Origin of the sequence: Actinomadura kijaniata, from assembly GCF_014138665.1 — a bacterium.
Classification (GTDB): domain Bacteria; phylum Actinomycetota; class Actinomycetes; order Streptosporangiales; family Streptosporangiaceae; genus Spirillospora; species Spirillospora kijaniata.
This window is the reverse complement of sequence record NZ_JACJIA010000004.1, coordinates 78,047-96,042: the sequence shown is the minus strand read 5'-3', so window position 1 is coordinate 96,042 and position 17,996 is coordinate 78,047. Positions and strand designations below refer to the sequence as shown.

Below are 17,996 nucleotides of genomic sequence, written 5' to 3'. Positions count from 1 at the left end.
GTACGTCAGGTCGAGCACGCGAGGGTTGGGACCCATTGGACTGGAACGACTTCGCCGAACGGCTGGCCGTCGAGCTGATGCGGCTCCCGGCCCGGTCGTTCCTGATCGTGCAGGGGCCCGGCGGCCTGCCCTACACGCAGGCGATGCGGGCGGACGACGTGCTGGACGCCGAGGCGGTCGGCAGCGCGTTCCTGCCCCGGCCGCTGTCGGGACGGCAGGAACGGCGGCTGGCCGGGCTGGGGTGGCGACCGCCCGACGACGACGCGCGGCGCAACTGGTGGGACAACGTCCCCGCCGACGACGCGTTCACCGAGGCGTGCGGGCGGCTGGCGGCGCGGATGGCGGCGGCGTTCCGCGACGTGTACGGGGTGCGCACGCCGCTGGAGCTGGTGTACCAGGCCGGCCGGACCGGGGGCGGGGCGCTGGCGCTGCCGGGCCTCGGCATCCCGGTGGCGATCCCCGAGGCGGAGCGGACGCCGGGCAGCGCCGCCGAGGCCGATCTGGAGGCGGCGCTGGCCGCCGCCCGGGAGCGCGGTGACCAGCGGCGTTACCTGGAGCTCCTGGCGGGCGTCACGCTGTGCCTGCCCGCCCCGGGCGACCCGTCGGCGGCCGGGGACCGGTACGCGACGGCCCGGTTCGGCGACGGGACGTTCGTGCTGGCGTTCACCTCGCCGGAGGCGATGGACCGGTCGCTGCGCGGCCAGGCGGTCCACCACCGGCCCGCGACGCTGGAGCGGCTGGCCCGGGACTGGCCGCATCCGGACTGGCGGCTCGCGGTGAACCCGGGACTGCCGAGCGCGGCCTACCTGGACGCGTCCGCGCTGCTGATCCTCCAGCCGACGCCGCCCGCCGCCGAACCGGCGCTCCCCGAACCGGCGCTCCCCGAACCGGCGCTCCCCGAACCGCCGCCCGCCGAGCCGCCGGTCGCCGCCGGGCCCTCGGCCGCCGAGCGGCCGGTGGCCGGAAACGGTCACGCTCCGTCCGCGCGGCCGTCCGCTCCGCAGCCGCCCCCCTCCCCCGCGCCGGAGCCGGAGGACACCGCGACCGTCGACGACGGCGGCGCGGTCGTCATGCAGAAGGTGATCCGGCCCGACCACGTGGCGCACTACCTGGACGGCGGCTACGACCGCGTCGCCGGGTACGTGCACCGGCTGGGCGACGTGCTGGAGCTGGACACCCCGGCCAAGCTCGTGCGCGGGCTGGGGCTGGTGTACGAGGGGACGCCGTTCTCGTCCGCCGACGAGGCGGTCCACGTGATCCGGTGGCCCGCGGCCAAGCCGGAGCTGTTCCGGACGCCGCTGGGCGGGATCGACGAGTGGAGCATGGGGATCATCCCGGGCGGGTGGGTCATCGAGAAGGCCCCGTTCCCGGGGTCGGGATACGCGCCCGGCGACGGGACCGCGATCCCCGAATTCAAGATCAACAGTCAGCGGCTGCCGCACGGCGCGCGGATGTACCGGATCCACGCGTCGGGACGGGTGACGCTGGTGGCGATGTTCGACGCCGACCTGCGGCAGTGGCGGATCCGGCTGCCCCAGGCCCCGGCCGGCGCGCCGCCCGCGGGTCCGGCGGCGGGCGTCGGGGAGGGACGATGAGCATCCGGCACGGGTTCTACGCACGCTGGAACGGCGCCGAGTACGAGGCCAGCCCGGACGGCGCGCGGGTGCGGCTGTACCGGTCCGGGCCCGCCGAGGGGTTCGCCGAGGTGGGGCCGGAGCGGCACGTGCGGGTCGTCCCGGCGGCCGAGGTGGAGCGCCTGTCGTACGTGAGCACCTACTGCCGGTGGCGCGACGAGCCGTTCGTGGTGCTGGGCGAGCACGACGGGTGGCTGCGCGTGGAGTACACCGGCGGGAGGTTCCCCGTCGCCGAGCGGATGGGGCTGGAGCCGTTCGACCGGGGCGTGTACCAGGCGTGGGCCCCGGCGGACGAGGTCGAGGACCTGCACGAGGAGACCGTCTAAGACCTCGTTTCGAGGGCATAACGGGCGGCATGTCACAGCCGTCCGTCCTCACCCCCACCCAGGCCCGCGCGCTGTTCCGGACCGGCGCGCAGGCCGCGACGACCAGCGGATGGTGCCGGGGCTACGCGCAGGCGAACCTGCTCGCCGTGCCGCGGGACCTGGCGCTCGACACGCTGCTGTTCATCCAGCGCAACCCCGACGCGTGCCCGCTGCTGGAGGTCACCGACCCCGGCGACCCGCATCCGCGCGAGGTCGCGGCCTCCGCCGACCTGCGCACCGACCTGCCCGCCTACCGCGTGTACGAGAACGGCGCGCCGGTCGCCGAGGTCGCCGACGCGACGGGGTACTGGCGCGACGACCTGGTGGCGTTCCTCATCGGGTGCAGCTTCGGGTTCGAGGCGGCGCTGTCGGCGGCGGGCGTCCCGGTGCGGCACATCGGCCAGGACCGGAACGTGGCGATGTACGTGACGGACCGGCCGTGCGTCCCGGCGGGGCGGCTGTCGGGCCCGCTGGTGGTGTCGATGCGGCCGGTCCCGCCCGCGATGGTGGACGCCGCCGTCGAGGTCAGCGCGCGGCGTCTGGGGACGCACGGGCCGCCGGTGCACGTGGGCGACCCGGCGGCGCTCGGCATCGCCGACCTGGCGCGGCCCGACTTCGGGGACCCGGTGGAGTTCGCGCCGGGCGACGTGCCGGTGTTCTGGGCGTGCGGGGTGACGGCGCAGGCGGCGGTGCTGGCGGCGAAGCCGGAGTTCGCCATCACGCACTCGCCGGGGCGGATGTTCGTCACCGACGTGTCCGACGCCCCACCCGTGCCCGACGCGCCGCTGTGAGCGGGTGGTAGACCTGTCCCATGGCGGTCATCGACATCAACGCCGACCTCGGCGAGGGGTTCGGCATCTGGCGGCTGGGCGACGACGAGGCGTTGCTGGAGGTGGTGACCAGCGCGAACGTCGCGTGCGGGTTCCACGCCGGGGACCCGTTGACGATGCGGCGGGTGTGCGCGGACGCCGTCGCGCGCGGCGTGACGATCGGCGCGCAGGTGTCCTACCGGGACCTGGCCGGTTTCGGTCGCCGCGCGATGGACGTGGCGCCCGCCGAGCTGACCGCCGAGGTGCTGTACCAGATCGCCGCGCTGGACGGCGTCGCGCGGACCGAGGGCGGCCGGGTCGCCTACGTCAAGCCGCACGGCGCGCTCTACAACCGGGTCGTCGGCGACGCCGGGCAGGCGCGGGCGGTGGCCGACGCGGTGCGCGCCTACGACCCGGCGCTGCCGCTGCTGACGCTGCCGGGCTCGGCGGTGTACGAGGCGGCCGAGGACCTGACGGTGGTGGCCGAGTGCTTCGCCGACCGCGCCTACACCCCCGAGGGGCGGCTGGTGTCGCGGCGCGAGCCGGGCGCGGTGGTCCACGACACCGACGCGGTCGTGGAGCGCGCGGTGCGGATGGCGACGGACGGGACGGTGGTCGCCGTCGACGGCTCGGTGGTGAGGCTCGACGCCCGGTCGGTCTGCGTGCACGGCGACACCCCCGGCGCGGTGGAGCTGGCCCGCGCCGTCCGCTCCGCCCTGGAGGCGGCGGGGGTGACCCCGCGGCCGTTCGCCTGAGCGCGCACCGGCCGTCCCGCCTCAGGTGAGCGCGCCGTCCCCGGGGCCGTCCAGGTGGGCGGTGTCGTTGAAGCGGCGCACGGACCAGCGTTCGCCGATCACGACCAGTTCCGAGATCGAGCAGTTGTCGGTCCCGAGGAACGCCGGCGGGCGCGCCCCGGCGGCCAGCGACAGCGCCTGGGCGATCACGCCGCCGTGGGTGAAGACCGCGACGCGCCCGCCCGGATGCGCGGCGGCGATCCGGTCGATCCCGCGCCACACCCGCGCGGCCAGCGCCTCGTTCGGCTCCGCGCCCGGGATGACGTCCCAGCGTTCCTCGGCCCACAGCCGCCGCGCCTCGGGGGCGTCCTCGGCGACCATCCTCCGGAACAGGCCGCCCTCCCAGGCCCCGAGGTGCACCTCGCGCAGGTCGGCCTCCACGCGCGGCTCGATCCCGAGCCGCCGGACCAGCGGCGCGGCGGTCTGCGCGGTGCGCCGCAGCGTGGTCACGTAGACGGCGTCGAGGCGTTCCCCGGCGAGCCGGGCGCAGACGCGCTCGGCCTGCCGGTGCCCCTCCGCCGCCAGCTCGGGGTCGGCGTGCCCGTCGACCAGCGGGAACGGCGCGTCGGCCCGCGCCGCCCGCGACGCCCCGTGCCGCACCGGCAGCACCGTCACCGCACCGGCGGGAGGCCGGTAGCGCTCCTGCCGGTACTCGACCACCTCGTCCCGCCCGCCCACACCCGCACCCTACGGTGGTGGTGGCGTTGGTCGTCGCTCTGGCAGCGTGCCGATTCACCGGGTTCTGGGTGGTCGACTCGCGGAGCGGTCATGCCCGAGCAGCCCGCCGCAGGACCAGATCGGCTGCGGACGACGGTTCGGCGAGGCATCGCCAGCCCGGGATCCGCACGGCTCGGACTCCCTGCCCTTCGACGAGGTCGATTCGCGCCAGGGCCTGCCGAAGGGTGCGTCCGCTGGTGTACTCGTCAGCCATGTCGAGGAAGACCGCGATCCGCTCCCCCGCTTCCACCAGCAGGTCGCAGCGTTGCCCGCCCACGGTGGCGGAACGCCGGACCGTTGCGCCCCTGCCGCTGAGTTCGGCGTGCAGCCGGTCGGCGGCCTCGGTGCGCGCAGGATCGGAGGCCGCGTCGCTCCGCTCACCGGCCGTCGCCAGCGTCGTGAGAAGACCGCGCTGACCGCTCCACCATTCACGGTCGCCCACGATGACAAGCCCGGCCCTGGCTCGGGTGATGGCCACGTTCCACAGGTCATTCTGCGTGACCAGCCAGTTCCGTTGGTATCTGCTGATGCCCACCGAACCGACCGGCGACAGCACCATGAAGTCGCGTTCGCCTCCCTGGTACCGGTGCACCGTGCCGATCTGCTCCTCGCTGACGCCCAGGTCGGCCAGCAGACTCTTCAGCAACTCGACCTGCGGCGCGAACGGGGTGACCACCCCGATCTCCGCGTTCGGGTACTCCGTGCGCAGGCTTTCGACCGCCTCCCGCACCGCCTGCGCCTCGGCCCGGTTGCGCGCCGATCCCCGGGCCGGGACTTCGACCGCGCCCTTGACGTCCTGCCAGCGCACCGCGGGTTCCATCCTGCCCGCGAGCCTGCGGGGATCCGTCAGCACCGCGAGGCGGCCGCCGTAGATCTCTCGGTTCGGAACCTCGATGATGTCGGGATGGCAGCGGTAGTGCTCGTCCAGCAGGAAGGTCTCGCTCGCAGCGGCGGCGAACGCGTCGTAGGCCGTGCTGGTGGTGTGCGAGAGTCGCGACTCGTGCAGCCAACGTGTGCTGAAGCCGTGCCGTGCGGCGATCGGTTTCTCGTCCCCGGCGGTCAGGTTGACCACCGGGGGGATCTGGTGGGGGTCCCCGATGAGCAGCGCGCTGCGGGCCCGGTACAGCAACGGCAGCACGACCGCCGCCGGGCATTGCGCGGCCTCGTCGATGATCACCAGGTCGAACAGCCCTCTCCGGGGCAGCAGTCCACGCGCCGAATGCGCCGTCGTGGCCCATCCCGGCGCCGCGGCCAGAAGGTCCCTGAATCCCGTCCATGACTTGTTGGGATCCCGGCGGAGCAGTTGGATGCGGTTCTCCACCAGCCGGCGGTTGCCGGGCCGGGTCAGGCGAACCGCCAGATGCTCTCTGACCGAGTCCGCGTCCTGGCGGGGAATGGCCGAGACCGCCAGCGTGGCCGCCGCGTGCCACAGCTGGGCCTCGTCGGGCAGTCGCGTTTCCTCGACGCGGGCCTGGTGCCACTCACGCTCCGTCGTCAGGAACCGTTCGAGATCCATCAGGCGGTCGGCGCGGACGCCGAGGGCACGTTCGATCCTGAAGCGGGCGACCCATCCCAGCCAGGGGCGGCGCGCACGGCGTACGCGGGGCAGCCAGGACTCCGGCGCAGAGTGGTCCTCGGCCAGGGCGAGCACCTCGCTGCGACCGGCGAACGGCTCCCGCGCCTCCCGTCTGCTCGTGACGAGGTCGGCCAGCTCGCGTTCCAACGCGTGCCGCTGGTCCAGGCCCAACCGCCGCCGGTTCAGATCGTCGCGGGCGATGCGGGACTGGGCACGTGCGGTCTCGTCGTCGCCGGGGGTGCGGTAGGTGTCCAGGAGCGTGGCCAGCACGTCCGGCTCCTCGGCGCGGTACCGCTGCGCCCCCGTCCGGACGAGCAGGCCAGGGGCCAGTTCGTCGCAGCGGCGCTTGACCTCGTCCACCGCCTTGTTGTTGGTGGAGGCCACCAGCACCGTCCGGCCCGCGGCGACCGCGGTGGCGACCAGCGCCGTCACGAGCTGGCTCTTGCCGGTGCCGGGCGGGCCGGTCGCGACGGTGAGACGTTCGTTCATCGCCGCCGCGACGATCCGTTCCTGCGCCTCATTCAGCGGCATCGGGGCGACCAACTGCCATGGGCGGGACTGCTCGGTACGCCGCTCGCCGCGCAACGCTCCCAACGCGGTCTCCCCCACGTGCGGCACCTCGGGCAGCAGCAGTTTGTCGTAGTCTTCCAGCAGGCCGCGGACCGTCCGGTCCTCCCTGGCGTCGGCCTGATAAAGCAACGCGACGTTCTGGACGCCTTTCTGGAACGGTGTGAGCCGCAGCTCGTCCGCAAGTCGAGCAGCGTCCAGACGACCACGCACCGGAACATCGACGATTTTCGCGACCTGCTCGGCGAGCATGGTCAGCTGCTCCGCTCTCCCTAGGACGAGGTTGTCGGCGACGTGCTCTGCGAGCTCCTCTGTCTGGTCGTCGGACAGCCCAAGGTGTTTGAGCAGCGAGCGGTTCAGGTGCGGTTCCGCGAAGGCCCTCAGCCGCCCCTGGGCGTCGACGTCCACCTCGACCTCGAACAACGGGGCGATCTTGGCCTTGCGGGGCTGGTCCACGACCACTGCCGGGTAGCCATAGACCAGCGTCTTCTGGTCGTCGGATCCATGCGGCACCAGGCGCCGCGCGCCGCCGGGAACGGGCAAGGGGCCTCCACCGCCCGAGAAAACCGGTTCCGGACCGCCGGGCCACACCTGGTACCGGTCCGTCGCGTTCAGCGGGATCAGGGTTTCCAGAGCGACCTCGGTGGCCAGGCAGTCCCGGTAGTAGGACAGCAGCCGCCGCCAGTCGAACACGTCCTCCGTGGCCGACCGGGCGGTGGACGCTCCCGATGCCCCACCGACATCCGGCTCGGCTGAAGACGCCACCCGGGCGATCGGGATCTGGCCGGTCACTCCTTCGCTGAAGCAGGACGGGGACTGTTCGCGTTTCCGGTCGGCCATCCGGTTCTGAACGAAGTCGGCCAGGTCCTGCACGGTGATCCAGCCGTCGCCGTCCCGGTCGGATACGCCGCCCTCCATCCCCTCCACGAGTGCCTGCGTGAAGTAGGAGAGGCTGCCCTCCCCCGGTTTCGGCTCGTAGGCCGACTCCAGCTTGGTGCAGGCGGTGAGCACGAAGGTCCCGCGGGTCCGCACCCGCCGTTCGATCCGTTGGCGGAGTCCGCTGCGTCGGACCGCCGTGCCCTCTCCGAACGATCCCGAATAGCAGCAGTCCAGCAGCGCGATCTTCCGGCCCGCCCGGCAGTTACGCATCAGTTGGTGGACCCGCTCGGCGTCGACCGCCGTGGCGTCCAGCTGTCCCTCCTCGGTGTCGTGCGAGGCGAAGTACAGCCGGTCGTCGTCCTCGTGCAGGACCCCGTGGCAGGAGAAGTAGACCAGCACGGTGTCCTCGGCCGAACGGCCGGAGAAGAGACTGTTGAGCGCCACGAAGATCTTCTCTCGGTCTCCGTCGAGCACCGTGGTGACGTCGAAGCCGCCGCGCAGGCTCAGCGCCCGGTTGACCGCCTCGACGTCGGCGGGCGGGGTGGCCAGCGGCGGCAGTCCGGAGCGGCCGGGGTAGTCGCTGTTGCCGACGAGGAGGGCGTACCGTCCCATGCCCGCCGCCTCAGCGCTCGTCCGGACGCTCGTCGTCCGCGCTCACCAGTTCGAGGAACGCCTCCCGGACGCGCCTGACGTCCTGCCGGGACGCCCCGTCGATGACGAGTTCCCGGTCCCCGCACCGGACCTCGACCCGCCGTCCGGGGCCCCGCTGCGCGAAGGCGGTGACCAGTTCGACCATCGACTGGACCAGCCCGGCGTCGGCGGTGAGGGCGACGGCGAGCACGCCCTGAAGGATCTCCACCGCTCCCTTGGAACCCGGTGCGGCGCCGTCGCCGCGCAGCCGTTCGACCCCGTCCACGTCGGTGTCGAGCAACTCCCGGCGAAGTCGACGGACCGCGTCGTCCAACGCGAACTCGTCCTCGCCCGGAGCCGGGGCAATCGACAGCGTCAGTCGGATGGCGTTCACACAACCTCCTGGAAACTCTCTGGCTTGACAGAAAACCTAGATCAAAGTCAGAAGGAGCTGCAGGAAATCTCCAAAACCAGCGCCGAGCTGTCACATAGCCACAAAACCGAGCACGTTGGTCCATCATCAGCGAGGGGAATTGGCACTGGTGGCGATACCAACAAGGGTTCAGGCTCAGAGCATGGGCACGTTGGTTTTGCTGGCTCTTCTCGTTGTTCTGGCGGTGTGCGGGCTCACCGGGCTGTGGGTGGTCGACTCGCGGGACGGTCGGGACTGGCGGGCGGGGGACTGGCCCTCGCGGCGGGGCTGAGGGTCACAGCAGCGGGCGTATCCGGTCCGCCTCGGCGGTCAGGGCGTCCGGGGGGACGTCCGTGAAGAGGGTGATCTTCGGTTCGCCGTCGACGGGCTCCCAGACCCCGGCGACCCTGCCCTCGTGCAGGACGACCGGGGAGATCCAGCCCGCGGTGCGGCTGACCTCCTTGCGGCGGTCCGGGGGCACCACGTTCGGGTCGCCCGTGCCCGCGCCCAGGATGTAGTGGTCGAACGGGCCCAGCAGGCGGACCGAGGACGTCGGCCCGGTGTGGAGGAGCTCGTCCAGGTGCTCGGTCAGGACCCGCATCGGGACGCCCTCGACGTCGATGGTGGTCAGCTCGTCGGCGAGGGCCTCGAACCATCCCCGCACGTCCTTCCTGCGGTTCATCTTCCGCATGAGCCAGTTGTCGAACGTGTCGGGGGTCGCGGGGCCGTGCGCGCCGAGGAACGCGCGCAGCACCGTCCGGGCGGCGTCCTCCACGTCGGGCAGCGTGTAGGCCGGGGCGGTGAACGTCACCCGCGTGCCCCGCGACGGCCCGTGGCACAGCACGCCCCACCACGCCAGCGGCTTGAGCAGCGTCCCCCAGCCCGAGCCCAGCGCCTCGGCCAGGTGCGCCGAGCCGGTCTCCTCGATGATGGCGGCGGCCAGCTCCTCGCGGGTGAGCGCGGCGCCGCCGGAGAGGGCGGCGGTCGCGGCGGCGGCGATGGCCTCCAGGTCGGCGGGGGTCGCGTTGGCCAGCCGCTGCCAGCTGGGCTTCTCCCAGTGGCGGACCAGGCTCGACAGCCGCAGGTACGCGCCCGCCTCGTCGGCGGGGAGCAGGTGGAGGGTGCCGCGCATCGCCCACGTCCGGACCAGCGTCCGGTCGCGCCAGAGCGCGCGGGGGACCTCGTCCGGGTCGGGGGCGGACCGGCGGATCGCGATCGACAGCCCGGCCGCCGAGGCGACCTGCGCCTGGACGCCCGCGAGGCGGCGGGTGACGTCGAGCGCGGAGGCGTCGGCGGGTCGTTCGAGGTACTGCCGCCGCGAGCGCCATGCGAGCACCTGGGGCCAGGTCACCGAGTCCATGGCGGCATTCAACCGCAGGGTTCCGACAGTCCGGGGGTTCAGCCGAGGCGGTGCGCCATGCCCCGCACCGCCTCGCGCACGTCCCGCACCGTCAGCGTCGTCAGGTCCTCGGCGGTCGCCGCCGGACCTAGGGCGGCGGCGCGCAGGGCCCGGCAGGCGCACGCCTTCTCGTACAGGGAGCGCGCGAACCGGCCGTTGCCGAGCTCGTCGACGCGGCCCTGGCCGACGACGTGCTGGAAGACCAGGGCGAGGTCGTCCAGCGCGCGTTCCTCCCAGCGGTCGCCGCTCTCCTCGGCGATGAGCTGGGCGATCTGGAGGAGCTCGTCGGGGCCGTAGGACGGGAAGTCCACGCGGACGTCGAACCGGGACGCCAGGCCGGGGTTGCTCGACAGGAAGCGGTCCATGTCGTCGGGGTAGCCCGCCAGCACCACCACCAGGCGGTCGCGGTCGTCCTCGGCGCGTTTCAGCAGCGTCTGCACCGCCTCCATGCCGAACGCGTCGCCGCCGCCGTAGCCGGGGTTGTCGAGCGCGTACGCCTCGTCCACGAACAGCACCCCGCCGAGCGCCGAGTCGACCAGCCGGTTCGTCTTGAGCGCGGTGGCGCCGAGGTGCTCGCCCACCAGGTCGGCGCGCTGGGCCTCCACCACCGAGGGCCGCGCCAGCAGGCCCAGCGCGGCGAACACGCTGCCCAGCACGCGCGCCACGGTCGTCTTGCCGGTGCCGGGCGGCCCGGCGAACACGAGGTGGCGGGTCGGCGGGCGGGTCACCAGGCCCTGCTCCTGGCGCAGCCGGGCGACCTGGAGCTGGGCGGCGATCTCGCGGACCTGACGCTTGACCGGCGCCAGCCCGACCATCGCGTCGAGCGCGCCGAGCGCCTCGTCCAGCGTCGGGGTCTCGGCGTACCCCCGGTACCGCTCGGTGACCTCGGCGAACGCGGTGTCGACGTCCTCGGCCCGCAGCGTCACCAGGTCCTCGGCCGACGGCGTCTCCCCCGCCGCGCCCCCGACGACCCGGACGTCGCGGGCGCGGGCGGCGGCCTCGGTGAGCGAGCGCACGAACCGGCCGTTGCCCAGCTCGTCCACGACGCCCCGGCGGGTCACCTCGGCGAACCGGTCGGCCAGGCGGCGGCGCGCGTCCTCGTCGAGACGGTCCTCGCGCTGCGCGACGTGGTACTCGGCGATCCGGAGCAGCTCGTCGGGCCGGTAGGACGGGAAGTGGACGCGGGTGCCGAACCGCGAGGCCAGCCCCGGGTTGGAGTCCAGCAGCCCGGTCATCTGCGGCTCGTACCCGGCCAGGATGACCACCAGGTTGTCGCGGTCGTCCTCGGCGCGTTTGAGCAGCGTCTGCACCGCCTCGTCGCCGAACCGGTCCGGCTGCCCCTCGGCGGCGTTGACCAGCGCGTACGCCTCGTCCACGAACAGCACCCCGCCGAGCGCCGAGTCGATCAGCCGGTTCGTCTTGAGCGCGGTGGCGCCGAGGAACTCCCCGACCAGGTCCGCGCGGTGCGCCTCCACCACGTTCGGCGTCGGCAGCAGCCCGAACGCGTAGAAGATCTTCGCCAGCACGCGGGCCACGGTGGTCTTGCCGGTGCCGGGCGGCCCGACGAACACGAAGTGCCGCATCGGCTTCTCGGTCGGCACCCCGGCGGCGGCCCGCAGGTGCGCCGCCTCGATGGACGCCGCGATCGAGCGGACCTGCCGCTTGACCGGCTCCAGCCCGATCATCTCCTCCAGCTCGGCGAGCGCGTCGCTCACCGAGAGGCGCGGCTCGGGCTCGGCGGTCGCGGGCTCGGGGACGGCGGGCGGGGCGGGCTGCGGCTCGGGGGCGTCGTCGGCCGCGCGCCGGCCCCGTTCGGCCGGGGGTCTGCCGGGCACCGCCATGCCGTTCCCTCCGGGGTTCGCCTGCTCCTGCACCCAGCCGGTCTCGTACGCCTCGGCGGGCACCGTGTCGCGCGCCCGCGCCCAGCGGTAGGCCAGCACCGCCGCCGCGGCCAGCCAGGCGGGCGCGACGTGCGGGTCCGGCCAGACCGGCGCGGTCGCCGCGGCCGCCGCCCCGGCCGCCAGCAACGCCAGCAGCACCGTCCGCCACGGCGCGTATCCGCGCATCCGCAAGGCCAGGAACGCCACCGGGAACACCAGCACCGCCAGCCATGCCGACTCGTCGCCGTAGAACGCGCCGCCGGACGGATACAGCCGCCCCAGCAGCACCGACGCCGCCAGCCACACCGGCACCATCGCCACGACCGCCATCCCCGCCGGGGACCGCAGCGTCAGGTGCGCCACCACCAGCAGGACCGGCGTGACCGCCGCGACCGCCGGGACGGGCCCGCCCAGCGCGACCGTCACCGCCAGCACGGCCGCGGCCAGCACGACCCCGCCCAGGAACCGCAGTCCCGGCGGGATCTGGAAGTACCGGCAGCGCAGGCGCTCGAACAGATCCCGCGCCGCGGTCGTCACGGCCGGGCGAGAGGGGGAGCCGCCGAACTCAGCCATCAAGCCGAGTAAATCGCAGGACCCGCCGGAACGGCACTCCCCGGTCCCGGTTCGTCGGCGGCGCCGCGCTCCCCGCCCCCTCTCCGCGACCGAAACCCACCAATCGGTCATGCTGGAAAGGTGGACACCACCGGCACGCTCACCGAACGGCGCATGTTCCGGCTGCTGTGGCTGGCGGTCGCGGCCTCCGTCGCGACGATCGCGCTGAAGACCGTCGCCTGGCTGTTGACCGGCTCGGTCGGTCTGCTGTCGGACGCCGCCGAGTCGGTGGTGAACCTGGTCGCGGCCGTGATCGCGCTGGGGGCGCTGCGCTGGGCGACCAAGCCCGCCGACGAGGAGCACTCGTTCGGGCACACCAAGGCCGAGTACTTCTCGGCGGGCGCCGAGGGCATGATGATCTTCGTGGCGGCGGCGGTGATCGGCTACAGCGCCGTCGAGCGCCTGCTGAACCCCCAGCCGCTGGAACGCGTCGACGCCGGCGTCGCGGTCTCGATCGTCGCCTCGCTGATCAACCTGGCGGTCGGGTGGCTGCTGCTGCGCGGCGGCCGCCGGTACCGGTCGATCACCCTGGAGGCCGACGGCAGGCACCTGATCACCGACGTGTGGACGTCGGCCGGGGTGGTCGCCGGCGTGGTCGCGGTCGCGCTGACCGGCTGGAGCGTCCTCGACCCGATCATCGCGCTGGTGGTGGCCGCCAATATCCTGTGGACCGGCGCGGGCCTGGTCCGCCGCTCCGGCGCGGGCCTGATGGACCGGGCGCTGGAGGAGGACGAACAGAAGATCATCAACGACGTGCTGGCGGGCTTCGCGGGCGACCGGATCGCCTTCCACGCGGTCCGCACCCGCCGGTCGGGGCGGCTGGCGTTCGTGACCATGCACATCCTGGTCCCCGGCGACTGGACGGTGCGGCGCGGCCACGACCTGGCCGAGGAGGTGGAGACCGCCGTCCACGGCCGCCTCCCGCACGCGATCGTCCTCACCCACGTGGAGCCGATCGACGACCCGCGCTCCTACCAGGACACCGAGCTGGAGACGACCCACGTCCGCACCGACCCGGGATCCGAAAGCGCTCACTGACATGATGGGCGGCATGCGGATCCTGCGTACGCCCGACGAGCGCTTCGCCGACCTGCCCGACTTCCCCCACGCACCGCGCTACGCCGACGTTCCCGACCAGGAGGGCGGGACGCTGCGGATGGCCTACGTGGAGGCCGGACCCCCGGACGGGCCCGTCGTGGTCTGCCTGCACGGCGAGCCGAGCTGGTCGTTCCTGTACCGGCACGTCATCGGGGTCCTCGCGGACGCCGGGCTGCGGGTCGTCGCGCCGGACCTGGTGGGGTTCGGGCGGTCGGACAAGCCCGCCGCGATCGGCGACCACAGCTACGCGCGGCACATCGAGTGGACGCGGGCGCTGCTGTTCGACGCGCTGGACCTGCGCGGGGTCACGTTCGTCGGGCAGGACTGGGGCGGGCTGATCGGGCTGCGGCTCGCGGTCGCCCACCCCGAACGGTTCGCGCGGTTCGTCGCCGCCAACACCGGGCTGCCGACCGGCGACTTCCCCATGCCCGAGACGTGGCTGAGGTTCCGGGAGGCGGTGCGGACCTCGCCCGCCTTCGACGTCGCGCGCGGCGTCCAGTCGGGGTGCCGCACGACGCTGGACCCGGCGGTGCGGGCCGCCTACGACGCGCCGTTCCCCGACGAGTCGTTCAAGGCCGGACCGCGCGCCATGCCGGGACTGGTGCCCGCCGACCCGGGCGACCCGCAGGCCCAGCCCAACCGCGACGCCTGGGACCTGCTGCGGGCCTGGGACAAGCCGTTCCTGGTGGCGTTCGGTGACTCCGACCCGATCACGGGCCCGATGGCGCCGCTGTTCCGGGACCTGGTTCCGGGTGCGGCGGGCGTGCGGCACCCTACGATCGAGGGGGCCGGGCACTTCCTCCAGGAGGACGACGGGGAGCGGCTCGGCCGCGAGATCGCCCGCTTCGTCCAGGAGACCCCTTGACCGACGCCCTGCCCGGACTGACCGCCGCGTCCCGTCCCGCCGAGCCCGACGCCGACCCGCGCGCGGCGGGGTACGCCATCGAGGAGGAGCTGCGCGCCGCGCTGCCCGCGCCGGACGGCCGCCCGCCGCGCATCGCCGGGCTCGACGAGGTGGGGCGCGGCGCGTGGGCCGGGCCGGTCGTGGTGGGCGCGGCCGTCACCGACCTCGGCGCGCCGCCCGGGCTGCCGGGACGCGGCGGCCGGACGGTCGCGCTGACCGACTCCAAGCTGCTCACGCGGCGGCACCGGGAGGCGTTCGCCGAGATCCTGCCCGGCTGGCTGACCGGGCACGCCCTCGGATCCGCCTCCCCCGAGGAGATCGACGAGCTGGGCATGACGGAGGCGCTGCGGCGCGCGGCGATCCGCGCGCTGGAGGCGCTGCCCGAGCCGCCCGACGTGGTGATCCTCGACGGCGACCGCGACTTCCTGCGGCACCCGTGGCGGGTCCGCTGCGAGGTCAGGGCCGACCAGCGCTCGGTGAGCGTGGCGGCGGCGTCGGTGCTGGCCAAGGTGCACCGCGACCGGCTGATGGCCGACCTGGACGCGGACTTCCCCGGCTATGGGTTCGCCGACAGCGCCGGATACCCGTCGCCCGCCCACCAGAAGGCGCTGGCGGAGAGCGGCCCCACGCCGCACCACCGCCTGTCGTGGTCGTACCTGGACGACCTGCCCCGGTGGCGGCACCTCCGGCGTCACCGCGATCCGTTGGCCGGGGAAGGCCAGCTGAGTCTCCTCTGACGACGCCTCCGTCGCCCGTGCGCGAGAGTCGATTACACCCACGCGGGTAAATCGCGGCTAACGGGAGGTAAGTGGCATGGGCTCTGTCGTCAAAAGGCTGCTGCGCGAGGCGGGTCAGACCTTCGCCGAGGAGGCGGGGATCCCGCTGAAGGACCAGCCCGGCGCGGTGTTCAAACTGCTGGTGCTGGCCAACCTGCTGAGCGCCCGCATCTCCTCGGAGATCGCGATGGAGGCCGCCCGCCAGCTGTTCGGGGCGGGCGGCGGCACCGCGCGGGGCCTGGCCAGGCTCACCTGGCAGCAACGGGTGGACGCGCTCGGCCGCGCCCACTACGTCCGCTACGACGAGAGCACCGCGTCCCGCCTCGGCGACATGGCCGAGCTCGTGCAGGAACACTACGCGGGCGACCTGCGCCGCCTGCCCATCAAGGCCGAACGCGACCGCGACCGCGCCGCCGAGCTGCTGCGGGAGTTCCCCGGCATCGGGCCGACGGGGGTGGACATCTTCTGCCGGGAGGCGCAGGCGATGTGGCCGTGGCTGCGCCCCTACTTCGACGCGCAGACGCTCCGGGGCGCCGAACGGCTCGGCCTGCCCGCCGACCCCAAGAAGCTGGCGGACGAGGTCGCCGAGAAGGACCTCGCCCGCTTCGCCGCCGCGCTGGTCCGCGTCGCCCGCGACAAGAGGCTCGCCGAGACCGTGCTGAAGGGCTGACCGGGCCGGCCGCCGGGGAGGTCGCCGTCACAGGTGGACGACGACCTCCTCGATCGATTTGCGGGTGATGTCGGGGACCGTCGCGTCCTCGGCCGGGTGGCCGACGGGGATGACGACGTAGGCGCGTTCCTCCTGCGGCCGGTCGCACACCTCGTTGAGGAACCGCATCGGGCTGGGCGTGTGCGTGAGCGTCGCCAGGCCCGCCTGGTGCAGCGCCGCCAGCAGGAACCCGACCGCGATCCCCACCGACTCCTTCACGTAGTACGGGCGGGGCGTGTGCGGGCCCTTGTGCACCTCGAACACGACGATGACGGCGGGCGCGTCCTCCAGGAACGGCTTGCGCCAGTCGGTGCCCAGCGGCGCGAGCGCCTCCAGCCACTCCGCCGAGGCGCGGCGCTCGTAGAACTCGCGTTCCTCGGCCTCGGCGGCCTCCCGCAGCCGCCGTTTGCGCTCGGGGTCGGTGATGACCACGAACCGCCAGGGTTGCAGGTTCGCGCCGGACGGCGCGGTCGCGGCGGCGCGGATCGCCTCCTCGACGACCTCCGGGGGGACGGGGGTGCGGGCGAAGTCCCGGACGGTGCGGCGCAGCGCCATGGTGTCGGCGAACGCGCGCGCCCGTTCCACGGCCTGCCGCGAGGGGACGTGGAAGCGCGGCGCGGGGACGGCCGGATAGGGGTGAGGGGTGCTCATGGCCCCGTCCTATCCCGCCGCCCCCGGACCGATCAAGAGCCGATCGGGGGCGGACCGGGAACGGCTCAGTCCTTGCCCCGGGAGGCCACCCACTCCAGGTTCCAGCCGTAGGCCTGGTCGACCGACAGCTTGCCCCAGCGGGGGCGGCCCGGCGGCGGCAGGACGAAGCGTCCCTCGCGGCGGACGACCAGCTCGCCGTTGACGTTCTCGATCAGCGCCAGGACCGCGTCGCGGGAGGCGTCGGCGCAGTCGTCCATCCGCATCTCGATCGGCGGGGAGCCGATCGGGTAGAGGGTGGCGATCGCGTCCAGGCCGCGGAAGTCCTCGGCCCCGTCGTAGATCTCGGCGAACACCAGGATCCGCCGGAACTCGCGGGTGTGGTCCAGGTTGATCGTCATGTTCTCGCCGGACTCGGTGCCGCCGGTGCGGTCGTCCTTGTCCAGCTTGATGAACGGCGGCCGGTTCAGGTCGCCCATGTCGCCGAGCGCGTGGATGATGCCCTTGCTGCCGTCCTGCAGCTCCCACAGGCAGCACAGGTCGAGGTCCAGGTCGATGCCGCGGCGGCGCTTGCCGAGGAAGCCCTTGGCCGCGCCGGGGCGGGCGCTCCAGTTGAGGTTGACCCGCATGTGGCCCGAGGTCGCGCCGTGCTTGGTCAGCGACACCGACGGGGCGTTCTTGGTCAGCGAGATCTTGCCGCCCTGCATCTGCGGCTCGGCCTGCTGCGGGGCGGGCGGCGGAGGCGGAGGCGCGTACTGCGGCTGCGGAGGCGGCGCGTACTGGGGCTGGGGCGGCGGCGCGTACTGGTTCGGCGGCGGGGGCGGGGCGTACTGCGGCTGCTGCGGAGGAGGCGGCGGGGCGTACTGCGGCTGCGGGGGCGGCGTCGGTTGGGGCGGCGGGGGCGGGGCCTGCTGGGTCTGCGGCGGAGGCGGCGGGGCGTCGTCGATGGTGATGCCGAAGTCGGTGGCCAGTCCCGCCAACCCCGAGTCGTAGCCCTGCCCGACCGCGCGGAACTTCCACTGCCCCTGCCGCCGGTACAGCTCGCCGAGCACGAACGCGGTCTCGGTCGTCGCGCCGGGGTTGTCGAAGCGGGCGAGCTCGGCGCCGTTCTGGGCGTCCAGCACCCGCACGTACAGGCCCTGGAAGCGGCCGAACGTGCCGCTGTCGGAGGACGCCGAGACCACGATCTTCTCGATGTCGGGCTCGACCCGGCCGAGGTCCACGACGAGGGTGTCGCGGACCGTCGGGCCCTGCTGCTTGCCCTCGTGCCGGACGGCCCCGCTGCGGTGGGCGGGCTGGTTGTAGAACACGAAGTCCTCGTCGGAGCGCACCCGGCCCGTTCCGGCCAGCAGCAGCGCGGAGGCGTCGGCGTCGGGCACACCGGGCCCGCTCTGCCAGCCCAGCTCGACGCGGACCGCGGCGGCCGACACCGGGGTGTTGGCGCCTTTCAGCATCGACATACCGTTCCCCTCATCGTCATCCGACCCCCACCAACCTACGGCCCGGGGGCCTTCGGAGGCGACCGTCGGGGCCGCCCGGTCGCGGCGGATCTTGTTCCTCCAGCATGGCGGGGACGGCGGGGCCGTG

15 protein-coding genes are annotated in these 17,996 nt (G+C 73.8%); 8 read left to right on the top strand and 7 right to left on the bottom strand.

Translation table 11 applies throughout. From position 1 onward, the window contains the following. The first annotated feature begins 35 nt into the window (after positions 1-35). Genes HNR61_RS16495 through HNR61_RS16480 form a run of 4 tightly spaced genes read left to right on the top strand, consistent with a single transcriptional unit; the run spans position 36 to position 3,563 of the window. Positions 36-1,595, top strand: a complete 1,560-nt coding sequence (locus tag HNR61_RS16495) for a TY-Chap domain-containing protein (RefSeq protein ID WP_182844056.1) — start codon at positions 36-38, stop codon at positions 1,593-1,595. Continuing rightward, the gene (locus tag HNR61_RS16490) at positions 1,592-1,960 is read left to right on the top strand and encodes a UCP033725 family protein (protein ID WP_182844055.1); all 369 of its coding nucleotides are present in this window, start codon (positions 1,592-1,594) and stop codon (positions 1,958-1,960) included. The genes HNR61_RS16495 and HNR61_RS16490 overlap by 4 nt, the downstream gene beginning before the upstream one ends. Before the next feature lie 29 nt (positions 1,961-1,989). Further along, positions 1,990-2,790 carry a putative hydro-lyase gene (locus tag HNR61_RS16485; RefSeq protein WP_182844054.1) on the top strand — a complete coding sequence of 267 codons (801 nt, stop codon included), beginning with the start codon at positions 1,990-1,992 and terminating at the stop codon, positions 2,788-2,790. A 20-nt stretch (positions 2,791-2,810) separates the two neighbouring features. Next, positions 2,811-3,563, top strand: coding sequence for a LamB/YcsF family protein (locus HNR61_RS16480; protein ID WP_182844053.1), 753 nt, complete (start codon positions 2,811-2,813; stop codon positions 3,561-3,563). 21 nt (positions 3,564-3,584) lie between these two features. Here the strand turns inward: HNR61_RS16480 and HNR61_RS16475 are convergent, their stop codons facing one another. The 5 genes from HNR61_RS16475 to HNR61_RS16455 all read right to left on the bottom strand — a co-directional run bounded on the left by HNR61_RS16475 (position 3,585) and on the right by HNR61_RS16455 (position 12,235). After that, positions 3,585-4,280 carry a histidine phosphatase family protein gene (locus tag HNR61_RS16475; RefSeq protein ID WP_182844052.1) on the bottom strand — a complete coding sequence of 232 codons (696 nt, stop codon included), beginning with the start codon at positions 4,278-4,280 and terminating at the stop codon, positions 3,585-3,587. An 88-nt stretch (positions 4,281-4,368) separates the two neighbouring features. Beyond that, positions 4,369-7,953 (bottom strand): caspase, EACC1-associated type, encoded by a 3,585-nt coding sequence (locus HNR61_RS16470; RefSeq protein ID WP_182844051.1) that lies wholly within the window; start codon positions 7,951-7,953, stop codon positions 4,369-4,371. Between the two features lie 10 nt (positions 7,954-7,963). Beyond that, positions 7,964-8,365, bottom strand: coding sequence for an effector-associated constant component EACC1 (locus tag HNR61_RS16465; RefSeq protein ID WP_182844050.1), 402 nt, complete (start codon positions 8,363-8,365; stop codon positions 7,964-7,966). 313 nt (positions 8,366-8,678) lie between these two features. Beyond that, positions 8,679-9,743, bottom strand: coding sequence for a winged helix DNA-binding domain-containing protein (locus HNR61_RS16460; protein ID WP_182844049.1), 1,065 nt, complete (start codon positions 9,741-9,743; stop codon positions 8,679-8,681). A 38-nt stretch (positions 9,744-9,781) separates the two neighbouring features. After that, positions 9,782-12,235, bottom strand: coding sequence for an AAA family ATPase (locus HNR61_RS16455; protein ID WP_182844048.1), 2,454 nt, complete (start codon positions 12,233-12,235; stop codon positions 9,782-9,784). Between the two features lie 120 nt (positions 12,236-12,355). On the opposite strand from HNR61_RS16455, the gene HNR61_RS16450 reads away from it, so the two are divergent. The 4 genes from HNR61_RS16450 to HNR61_RS16435 all read left to right on the top strand — a co-directional run bounded on the left by HNR61_RS16450 (position 12,356) and on the right by HNR61_RS16435 (position 15,722). Then, positions 12,356-13,312, top strand: a complete 957-nt coding sequence (locus tag HNR61_RS16450; protein WP_312897929.1) for a cation diffusion facilitator family transporter — start codon at positions 12,356-12,358, stop codon at positions 13,310-13,312. A gap of 13 nt (positions 13,313-13,325) precedes the next feature. After that, the gene (locus tag HNR61_RS16445; RefSeq protein WP_182844047.1) at positions 13,326-14,237 is read left to right on the top strand and encodes a haloalkane dehalogenase; all 912 of its coding nucleotides are present in this window, start codon (positions 13,326-13,328) and stop codon (positions 14,235-14,237) included. Positions 14,238-14,254: 17 nt separating this feature from the next. Further along, the gene (gene rnhB, locus HNR61_RS16440) at positions 14,255-15,013 is read left to right on the top strand and encodes a ribonuclease HII (RefSeq protein WP_376770260.1); all 759 of its coding nucleotides are present in this window, start codon (positions 14,255-14,257) and stop codon (positions 15,011-15,013) included. Between the two features lie 76 nt (positions 15,014-15,089). Next, on the top strand, positions 15,090-15,722 hold the full coding sequence (locus tag HNR61_RS16435; protein WP_182844046.1) for an HhH-GDP family DNA glycosylase: 633 nt from the start codon (positions 15,090-15,092) through the stop codon (positions 15,720-15,722). Positions 15,723-15,749: 27 nt separating this feature from the next. On the opposite strand, the gene HNR61_RS16430 is transcribed toward HNR61_RS16435, so the two are convergent. Together HNR61_RS16430 and HNR61_RS16425 are read right to left on the bottom strand one after the other, a co-directional pair. After that, complete coding sequence (locus HNR61_RS16430; protein ID WP_182844045.1) at positions 15,750-16,412, bottom strand: nitroreductase family protein; 663 nt, start codon at positions 16,410-16,412, stop codon at positions 15,750-15,752. 65 nt (positions 16,413-16,477) lie between these two features. After that, positions 16,478-17,869, bottom strand: a complete 1,392-nt coding sequence (locus HNR61_RS16425; protein WP_220509440.1) for a TerD family protein — start codon at positions 17,867-17,869, stop codon at positions 16,478-16,480. Positions 17,870-17,996: the final 127 nt, after the last annotated feature.

Coding starts and splice junctions, on each gene's coding strand:
- HNR61_RS16435 (WP_182844046.1), top strand. CDS start 15,090: ATGGGCTCTGTCGTCAAAAGGCTGCTGCGCGAGGCGGGTCAGACCTTC.
- HNR61_RS16490 (WP_182844055.1), top strand. CDS start 1,592: ATGAGCATCCGGCACGGGTTCTACGCACGCTGGAACGGCGCCGAGTAC.
- HNR61_RS16425 (WP_220509440.1), bottom strand. CDS start 17,869: ATGTCGATGCTGAAAGGCGCCAACACCCCGGTGTCGGCCGCCGCGGTC.
- HNR61_RS16455 (WP_182844048.1), bottom strand. CDS start 12,235: ATGGCTGAGTTCGGCGGCTCCCCCTCTCGCCCGGCCGTGACGACCGCG.
- HNR61_RS16480 (WP_182844053.1), top strand. CDS start 2,811: ATGGCGGTCATCGACATCAACGCCGACCTCGGCGAGGGGTTCGGCATC.
- HNR61_RS16430 (WP_182844045.1), bottom strand. CDS start 16,412: ATGAGCACCCCTCACCCCTATCCGGCCGTCCCCGCGCCGCGCTTCCAC.
- HNR61_RS16485 (WP_182844054.1), top strand. CDS start 1,990: ATGTCACAGCCGTCCGTCCTCACCCCCACCCAGGCCCGCGCGCTGTTC.
- HNR61_RS16470 (WP_182844051.1), bottom strand. CDS start 7,953: ATGGGACGGTACGCCCTCCTCGTCGGCAACAGCGACTACCCCGGCCGC.
- HNR61_RS16445 (WP_182844047.1), top strand. CDS start 13,326: ATGCGGATCCTGCGTACGCCCGACGAGCGCTTCGCCGACCTGCCCGAC.
- HNR61_RS16460 (WP_182844049.1), bottom strand. CDS start 9,743: ATGGACTCGGTGACCTGGCCCCAGGTGCTCGCATGGCGCTCGCGGCGG.